Consider the following 8,830-nt stretch of genomic DNA (forward strand, 5'->3'; position numbering starts at 1 on the left):
TTATATTTTTGGGGTTATTGAATACTACATTTAATGCCCAGTGCAAAATTGATTGCAGGGGGGATATCCGTTACATTGTAATCAGGATCGAGCCCTTTTTTGTTTGCCCGCCATAATATACCCAGGTTGGATGCCGAAGCAAAAAATTGCAGGTATTGTGCAGCCGGCTGTTTTGATTTTTTAATTGCCAGTGTATAGGCCAGGTTTATAAACTGCAGGCGGATATGATCGCCTTTTTCTACCATTATGGTTGAGGAGTTGTACAGCAGATCCCTGGCAGCTATGGCAGGGTACAGCATTGAAGGTACATTGGTAAATGCTTCATCACCCGGTTGTTGCCATCTGCGGGCATAATCTTCAGATCCTTTTTTATCTGCGCCGGTAAATAAGCCGGTATACGAAAAGCTGCGGCGTTTAAAAAAGTACCGCAGTTTATAACTGATGTTTACCTGTAATTGAAATTGCTTAAATGAAAAACTGTTAAATAAAGAGCCAAAGATTTGCGGTATTGCAGAACCGTTGTATTCTAGATCGCTAAAAGTACTGCCCGAACCGGTAATGGCTGCATAATCGGTGCTCAGTTTATCTTTAAGATAACCCTGTGGGTTACCTGTAAGCGGATCGAGCCCGCCCCATTTGTAAGAATACAGGGCATGTACCGGCTTGCCCTGTACAGCGGTTACTTTGTCGCCATCGTTAACAAAAGAAGCGGCAATGGGATTAGCCATGTATGCAGCCGTAACTTTATCTGTATTGGTACTTAGTATTAAGCCGGTGTTCCACTGCACTTTACCTTTGGTATTAATGCTATTGATAACCACATCCAGCCCATTGCCTTTAAGGGAAGCCACGTTTCTAACTACTGTTGGGCCACCCAGCCCCGTAGTAATATCGATGGGGAAATTGGCAAACAGGTCGGTTGCTTTTTTGTGGTACCACTCCAGGCTGCCCGAGATGCGATTGTTCTTACTACTAAAATCGATACCAATATTGGTAATGGCCACATTTTCCCATTTAAGAGTGGGATTAGGAAATTGCTGAATAGCTGCATAAGGAAAGCCGGTATTGAGCGAAGTGCCTATATTAAAGATAGTTACCACAGCAGTACGCTTAGGGTCGGCGTTGCCGGTATAGCCATAAGTGGCCCTTAATTTAAGGGATGGCATAAAGCTGCTTGTATAAAAATTCTCCCGTGAAATATCCCAGGCGGCACCCGCAGACCAAAGGGGTGTCCACTTGTTGTTTGTGGCAGCGCCAAAAAGATTGGAAGCATCCCTGCGGCCACTGAGTGTAAGGTGGTATTTGCTGCTATAACTATAAGCTGCATTGGCATAAAAAGAGATGAATCTTTTTGTTTGATTGGTAAAATCATTTTGGTATGGAATGTACTGATAATCGCCATTGGGAAGCGTAGGGTAAGTATTACGATAATCGACGCCTGTACCGCTGCTGTTAACAGCATCGTAACCATAAGTACGGTAAGACTGGCCCTGTGTATGTATTTCCCTTGCCTCGCCGCCGGCAATTGCTGATAGCTGGTGCCTGCCAAAGCTGCGATTGAAATTGAGTTGCAGCCTGCCATTAAATACCTGTATGCGACTAACCGATTGGTCGTAAATACCACCCTGGGGTACTATGTAGGTAACCTTGCCTGTAAGGGCGTTAACCTGGCTGAAGCTGTTAACTAAATTACGGGCATTGTAACTGTTTGCATCCTGCAGGTTGTTGGTTTGCACTTGCTGCTTTTCGTACTGGTATTTAGCCTCTGCATTTAAACCAGCACCCAATTGGTATTGGGCGCCGATATTAATTACCCAATTATCCTGCATACTCTTTGTAGTATTATGCTCATCATCATTGGCGGGATAAAAATTCCAGTCAAGCAGTTTACCCCTGTACAGCGTATCAATAAAACCTGTGCGGTAAAGGTTTGCCACCGGCATTGCATTTCCATCAGCATCCCTGAGGCTGGAATACGGGTACAGGAGTGTTTGGGATGGGTAACCCGATTTGCCCGAAGTGGTTTTAGTACTGATGTAATATAAACTGCTGCTTATTTTCAGTTGCTTAAGGGGGCGAAAGGTATTTTCGGTACGCAGCGAAGTGCGTTGGTATTTTGCCGATAGTGAACTGGTACCATTATCGTAACTACCCGCTGCCAGCCATGTGGCCGTATTGGTAGCACCACTGCAGTTTAAAGCGTATTGCGTATTTAACGATGGCCGGTACATGTAGTTTTGATATTGATCCCGTACATCGATATTTTTTAACCTTGCTATTACAGCGTCTGCTGTGGTATTGCTTATAATGCCCCTCGACTGCTGATCGAGCAATTCCACCACAGGTGATACAGGCTCGTGATAGGCGCTGCTTAAAATGCCGGCGTAGTATCCTTTGCCAAAGAGCCATTTTTCCATATCTATATAATCGCCGGAGGCCATGGGGTGCTGGTAGTAGATATCCGGCTTAGGACTAACCTGTATGCCTGTACTAAAATTAGTAACCACCGGCTGGCCCAGCCTGGCTTTTTTGGTATTGATTACAATAACGCCGTTGCCTGCTTTGGTACCCCATATAGCTGCTGCCGTGGCATCTTTTAAAATGGTGATGGATTCTATCATATCGGGATCGATAGTGTTAATATCGCCTTCAAAAGGAAAGTTATCTAAAATGATAAGGGGTGCTGTGGGGCCATTGATGGTGCTTAACCCCCTTACCGTAATAGCGGGTATTGCAGAGTTGGTATGCTTGTTTAAAGCTACGGAAGGTACAATGCCTTCTAAACGGCTGAGAATATTGTTGCCTGTTTGCAGGTTTAGGGCCTTATTATCTACCTGTGTAAATGAACCGGTAGCCCTGTTTTTGGCCAATACCTGGTAGCCTGAATTAAAAACCACCACGCTATCAAGCGATACCGGCACCTTTTTTTGCAGGGTATCTTTGGGCAGCTTTTGCTGGGCCATACTGCATAAGCCCATGACCAGGGGAATGAGTAAACAATAGTAATATTTCATGTAGGTTAGTTTTGATGTTAATAATTAGTTTTTTGAAATTACCAGCACGTTTAATTCTCTTTTGCAGGAAATTATATCGAAGCCCAAAGGCTGCAAGGCCTGTTTTAATAGTTGTATATCGGTTAATGCTGCAGGCAAAAAGTTAACAGATACCGGCAAGGCATACCCTGTTTCGTCAAGCACAACGGGCCGTAATGGTTTACCGGGTGATTGTGTGTTGAGTGCTTTTACCAATACCTGCAATGGCTGGTTATGCAGGCACCAGGTGCCCCCGGCATTTTGAAAAAAGCCGGTATCGGCTGCGGGTGGGTTGTTGCCGGCCACAGTAGCCCCCGGTATTTTAATGATGGCATAACAGTTTATTGTTCTTATTTGCCGGCCCGACAGCAGGTTAAACTGCCGGTCAAGATCCTGCTGCATGATGGCCTGCATTTTTTGCAGGGGTGTAGACTGTGGTACCAGTAACTCGTAACTGAAACAGTGGCTGTTTTTCCAGGCTGCGGTGTGCCGGGGGCTTAGCAACAGGGTATCTAAACCGTTTTCGAGCACCACCTGGTTGGCAGGAATGCCCGGAAAAGCCAGCGCATAAAGGCGGATGAGCGGCTGGTTTAAAAAATAGCGGCGGATAATATTGCCCGGCAAAACAGCAAAGCCAACAGCTGTGCCGGCCCCGTTAAGATAGCGGGTGATGGAAGAGCGTGTAACCAGGCTGGTGATAGAGCCGCCATTGCCCTGCTCCAGCAATAGTTTTGACTGGTCAAAATCAAGCTGATCTGCCTTTAATGCCAGGGCGCTGGTATTGCCCTGCAGTGCTGCCTTAATATTAGGGGCAGTTACCTGGTCGGCACCGGTAATGGCCACCACAATGCCCTTGTTTATCCATATGGTGTGGGGAATGCTGCGGTGAGGGAAGAGGCGGGCCAGTTGCCTGCCTGCATAAATTACCGGTAAGGCATAACGGCTACCAGTAACTGCCCGGTTGCGGTTAAAGAGTGCCAGTATTTTTTTAGGGTTGTCGCCACTGTTAGGGTTGTTGGCCAGTAACACCTGCAGGCTATCTTTAAATTGCTGTTGCAAAGAATCCAGCCGGGGAAACTCCTGTATGCAGGAGGCACACCATGTGGCCCAAAAATCTATTAATACCAGTTTGCCTTTAAGGCCGGCCAGGCTGGTAGCCGTATAAGGTGCATTTAGTACCGGGCTAAACTGCAGGTTGGGTACTTTATCGCCAATGGATAAAGGGGCCTGTATTGATTGTGCCCTGCTGAGTAAGGGGCACAGGAATAGTGTTAAGCAATAAATAGCTTTCATTGCAATTGATTTTATTAATGCATTATTAAATTTAAAATACCATTACCCCCACCGGCCCTCAGGTGGGGTTTTTGGGCTTACGCTCGTACAGGCATTTTAGCCAGTGAACAAGGGGGTTATGGTAGTTGTTGATCACAGGAAAATTATTTAAAGGGTATTGTAACAGGTGCACCATTAAAAATTTTAAGCTGCAGGTATAGCTGGCAACTGTGCAGGGTATCTGCTTTTAAAATACGGCGTGTAGTATTATTGTGTTGCAGCCCATACAAACTATATTGGGTATACAAAACATTTTTAACCAGTAGAGCTGCATCGTCCCTGTTTTTTATAATATACCCGGCATAGCGCAGCAGCAATGGATAGTAGTATAGCCACAGGGGGGTATTGGCAATGGCCTGTTGTTTCATATCATTTTTATTGTAACCGGTTAATAAAAATGGCTTTTGCAGGAAGAAGGTTAAGTGGCGGGCAGGGTTTTACCCCGCGGCAATAAAACGGTATTAAGTGTAAGCTTACTGGTGGGGTGTATATAATTCAAGCTGTAGCATTACCAGGAGTATGCGGTTTTTTTAAAATAGCTGCCGGGGCTATAAGAAAATGGCGCAGACTCGACTTACTGCACTGAGGCCCTCGGAAGGCGCTGCCACAATAAGAGAGCCCACGCCAAGACGTGGGCATTCTACTTATTATCTCGTGGCAATGAAATTTCCGAGGTTTCAGTACGAGAATCAAAGCGAATGCTTCAAAATAATTTTATGAAGAATCGCAAATATAAATCAGATCAAACCAATAGGTATAAATTAATCTATAAGCATAAAGATATAGTAAATCTTCTTGTGACGTACAATCATACGTCAAAAATTTATGTTATTCAATTGAACTTGTATTTCAGTGAATGACAAAGAAAGAATATTATTGAAGTTTGCAAATAATCTAAAGAAAATTAGACTGGGTAAAGGTGTAAGCATAAGACAGCTCGCTGCCTCTTCTGGTTTAGAATATAGTCAACTACAAAGAATTGAAAAAGGCAAAGTAAATTTTGCCTTTACAACGCTCATAGCCATTGCCCAGGGATTAGAAGTTGAGGTGAGTGAATTATTTGATCAGCTGAGTTTTTAATTATTTACTTTAGGCATATCTCTTTTACTAACGGCTATGTATTGTTATCTATCCGGATTAACCAGGAATGCGTCTTTAGAAAACCCGCCGCCAGGTTTGGCATCAGCCGCTCCTCTATTTGCAAATGGTGCTCATTCACCAGAATTTTATACCCCGCCCTACTCAAAAACAAGCATCTTATTGTAACAGCAGCAAGAACGTTAATCCAAAAAATCAAATGTCCGGGATCAGGCATCCTTTGTAGAGGTATTCCAAAAAATACCGTATACCGGCGATGGCAACGTGATATTTTTCACAACCGGGTCAGCCATATTAAATAAATATTTACATGTCATTGATGCTACGCTACATACAAAATGTATAACATCAAAGTGCTGATTTTTGATGCCATTTTGTTTAACTTTAAAGCGTGTAATAGCATGAATACAGTCGTTAGCGGTTATTGTAAATGAGCATCAAACTACTTTTTAGCATACTAATAAGTCTTATTCTTTTTCCTTCCTGCAAGGAGACAAATGAACAATTGTTGGACAAGGCTTATAATCTTAGTAAAGAAAAGAAGTATGACAGAGCGATTGAGGTTTACAATAAGGTTATAAAAAGTAATAACAAATTGCAATTAGCTTACTACAACAGAGGATTGGCATATTTAGGGACAAAAAATTATGACAAAGCATTGTGGGACTTCAACAAAGTAATGGCTCTACAAACTCACGGCAGTTTTATAATGACTTACAATCAGGATTCTCCTTTCGCTGACGAAGAAGCAAAAGCTCAAGTTCCATACAATGACGCATTATATCAGAGAGCTCAAGTAAAGTATTTCATGGACAGCATAAAAAGTTCGTTTATTGACTTCCAAACATTGGTGGACAACAGTTATGAGGAGAAAAGCAACTGTGTTCTTTGGCAAGGAACAATTTATGTAAGAAGCGGTAAGACAGATAAAGCTTGTGAGTATTTTGACAAAGCAAAACAATTTGCATTGACTGACGATGACCGAAACGAAGCCGATAAGATGTTAAAAACCTATTGTGGACAGACAAACAACAACCGCTAACATTGGGTTTTATGCAAGTTGGGCATGACCAGCAAACATCAGCAAATTGCAAATCTAAGCTGTGGTTCGGGCTGGACGAATAAATCTCAAAATTAGTTCTTAAATTCAACTTTATATTCCTGCCTGCCGGCAGGCAGGTTCAATCAGCAGCGGTTATCGGCAGACGTCCCGAAAGCATTCGGGATAATTCCCAACCTGCATAAAGCCCAGTACGTTGTATGCAATTTACGCTGTTAACCTTGTCATAGAAATCGATGACATGAATATGATTATGGAACCATTGCGATCATTGTGAAATGAAATCATTATGAGTAGATCACTATTGACATCGGTATTGCTTTTCTCGTTCCATTTTTTGTTTGCTCAGGATAAAACAACTATCATTCAGACCGATTCTTCTGTTATTGAATCAGTATGCAAGGCTGGCAGTTATAAGATCGTGGAAGAAAGATTCAAAAAAGGCAACCGCATACTGAGCACTTCCTATTTTGATGATACAATGACCATAAAGAATATTAGCTATAACGATACTCTTGGCAATTTTATCGGTGTCCAAAAGATATTTGATAAAAAAGGAAAACTTATATTAACCATCGATCACGACAAGCTTAACTGGAATGCTGATACTGATGTCTATCATAATTATCTTTTGCTGGTTCGAGTGAAGGCAAGAGCCGACTCCGTTTTGAGAATATATTTCGGGAAACAATTTACCTCTACATCTATTCGCTGGAATATTTTCAATTCCTGCTATTTTGCCGGAAATTCAAGTAGTCCCAATTTCGACATATCATGGACAAGAGAAGACTATTCATCCTATAAGCCAACCGTATGTTATATAGTTTATGACATTGTGAATGAAAATGAATGGCGCGGGCAATTAAAGATGCTGATAGATACTACGGGAAACATACAAGATGGTCAGCTGACACAGAACGGTGATACATTATACAATGAGGGATTTAAAAAATTTACAAATAATGAACAGCCTTTTTACAAGCTTTCTATAAAACATGCATTAGAAAAAGCTAAAGCTCTTGGTTTGAAGAAAGGGGATGATTTAATCACTTCGACATCTTATGAATGGGAAAGGGATAAAAATTCCGTGTCTCCTATATTAAATGGTAATGTGCGATTGATCATATCACAGTCGGGTAAATCTGACTTTAAATTCGTGGGAGACATTGGAGTTCGGACCGGTTATACAAATATGTGGGTTTTTGATCCGTGGTCAGGAGATTTCATTGAGAAAAGAAAAATTAAAAATAACTGATCATTTCACAACAGTCAAATAAACGTAACCTTCGTTTAAATGAAAAACTGCATACAACATGGGGTTTGCTGCAAGTCTGGCGGGACATTGGAGCAATCGGCTGCATATCGCTATTGTGCATCATCCGTGCGGGACAAACATCGCTGGGCTTTTATTTGTTAACTTGTATTTTTAATTTATTATTGGGCAGCGGTTCCGGGCAGACACAGTGCTAATGCCAGCCCTGCCCGTTGTGCGTAATTGCATTGAGCACATCAATTCCTAGAAGCATTTTTTGGACTTAATACCAATTATTGGTACTTTTATATAAAACAAATTTTATGGCACGTAATACGTCAATTTTGTTGGGCGAGCACTTTGAGGAATTTATTGCTACGAAAGTTTCATCTGGCAAATACAACTCAGCAAGTGAAGTAATTAGAACCGCTCTAAGGCTTATGGAATCGGAAGAATTTAAAATGAAAGATCTTAATAAGGCTCTTTCTCAAGGTGAAAAGAGCGGAATGGAAAAGAATTTTGCCCCCAAAGCCAATTTGAAGAAACTGCATAGCAAGTTTTTATGAAAACTCTTCCATTTGTTATTAGTAAAAAGGCCGTTGCTGACTTGGAAGAAATTTGGCTTTACACGGTTGAAAAGTGGTCTGTAGAACAAGCAGATCGTTACTATAATTTAATATTTGATGAAATTAATTATATCTGCAAGAATCCCAATGCTGGCAAATCAAAGGAGCATATTCGAAAAGGCTATCTGGCTTCGAAAGTAAAATCTCATCTCATTTTTTACAGAGTTGTTAATGACACGATAGAGATAATTAGAATTTTGCATGAGCGAATGGATATAGAAAATAGACTTACCGATTAAGCAACTACACAAAAACAAAAGGTTTTGTGTAGTTGGGGCATGACGTTAAAACAATCATCAGCAGTGTGTCTCGTCCTGAAATAGGTTGACTACAAAATCAACCAAAATGGAACTCAAAGACCAGATCATTCAAGAGTATTTAAACACCGGTTGTGGTTACCGTAAACTACAGGCCAAGTATGGCATTAGCC

The 8,830-nt window shown here is 41.7% G+C and carries 8 protein-coding genes; 5 read left to right on the plus strand and 3 right to left on the minus strand.

Features of this window, described 5'->3' with window-relative positions; all coding sequences use genetic code 11:
- Positions 1 to 14 precede the first annotated feature (14 nt).
- The 3 genes from ACYVM0_RS26615 to ACYVM0_RS26625 all read right to left on the minus strand — a co-directional run bounded on the left by ACYVM0_RS26615 (position 15) and on the right by ACYVM0_RS26625 (position 4,732).
- Positions 15 to 3,014: a SusC/RagA family TonB-linked outer membrane protein gene (locus ACYVM0_RS26615; protein ID WP_460562475.1), complete on the minus strand. Its 3,000-nt coding sequence runs from the start codon at positions 3,012 to 3,014 to the stop codon at positions 15 to 17.
- Positions 3,015 to 3,038: 24 nt separating this feature from the next.
- Positions 3,039 to 4,325 (minus strand): TlpA family protein disulfide reductase, encoded by a 1,287-nt coding sequence (locus tag ACYVM0_RS26620; protein ID WP_460562477.1) that lies wholly within the window; start codon positions 4,323 to 4,325, stop codon positions 3,039 to 3,041.
- Positions 4,326 to 4,468: 143 nt separating this feature from the next.
- The gene (locus ACYVM0_RS26625; protein ID WP_460562479.1) at positions 4,469 to 4,732 is read right to left on the minus strand and encodes a hypothetical protein; all 264 of its coding nucleotides are present in this window, start codon (positions 4,730 to 4,732) and stop codon (positions 4,469 to 4,471) included.
- Positions 4,733 to 5,216: 484 nt separating this feature from the next.
- Between ACYVM0_RS26625 and ACYVM0_RS26630 the strand changes: the two genes are divergently transcribed.
- The 5 genes from ACYVM0_RS26630 (at position 5,217) to ACYVM0_RS26650 (ending at position 8,639) form a co-directional block, all read left to right on the plus strand.
- Positions 5,217 to 5,444 carry a helix-turn-helix domain-containing protein gene (locus ACYVM0_RS26630; protein ID WP_460562481.1) on the plus strand — a complete coding sequence of 76 codons (228 nt, stop codon included), beginning with the start codon at positions 5,217 to 5,219 and terminating at the stop codon, positions 5,442 to 5,444.
- Positions 5,445 to 5,970: 526 nt separating this feature from the next.
- The gene (locus ACYVM0_RS26635) at positions 5,971 to 6,504 is read left to right on the plus strand and encodes a tetratricopeptide repeat protein (RefSeq protein ID WP_460562483.1); all 534 of its coding nucleotides are present in this window, start codon (positions 5,971 to 5,973) and stop codon (positions 6,502 to 6,504) included.
- Between the two features lie 307 nt (positions 6,505 to 6,811).
- Positions 6,812 to 7,777 (plus strand): hypothetical protein, encoded by a 966-nt coding sequence (locus ACYVM0_RS26640; RefSeq protein ID WP_460562485.1) that lies wholly within the window; start codon positions 6,812 to 6,814, stop codon positions 7,775 to 7,777.
- A gap of 320 nt (positions 7,778 to 8,097) precedes the next feature.
- The gene (locus ACYVM0_RS26645) at positions 8,098 to 8,340 is read left to right on the plus strand and encodes a type II toxin-antitoxin system ParD family antitoxin (RefSeq protein ID WP_460562487.1); all 243 of its coding nucleotides are present in this window, start codon (positions 8,098 to 8,100) and stop codon (positions 8,338 to 8,340) included.
- Positions 8,337 to 8,639 (plus strand): type II toxin-antitoxin system RelE/ParE family toxin, encoded by a 303-nt coding sequence (locus tag ACYVM0_RS26650; RefSeq protein ID WP_460562489.1) that lies wholly within the window; start codon positions 8,337 to 8,339, stop codon positions 8,637 to 8,639. The genes ACYVM0_RS26645 and ACYVM0_RS26650 overlap by 4 nt, the downstream gene beginning before the upstream one ends.
- Positions 8,640 to 8,830: the final 191 nt, after the last annotated feature.

This window comes from Ferruginibacter profundus (assembly GCF_054783275.1).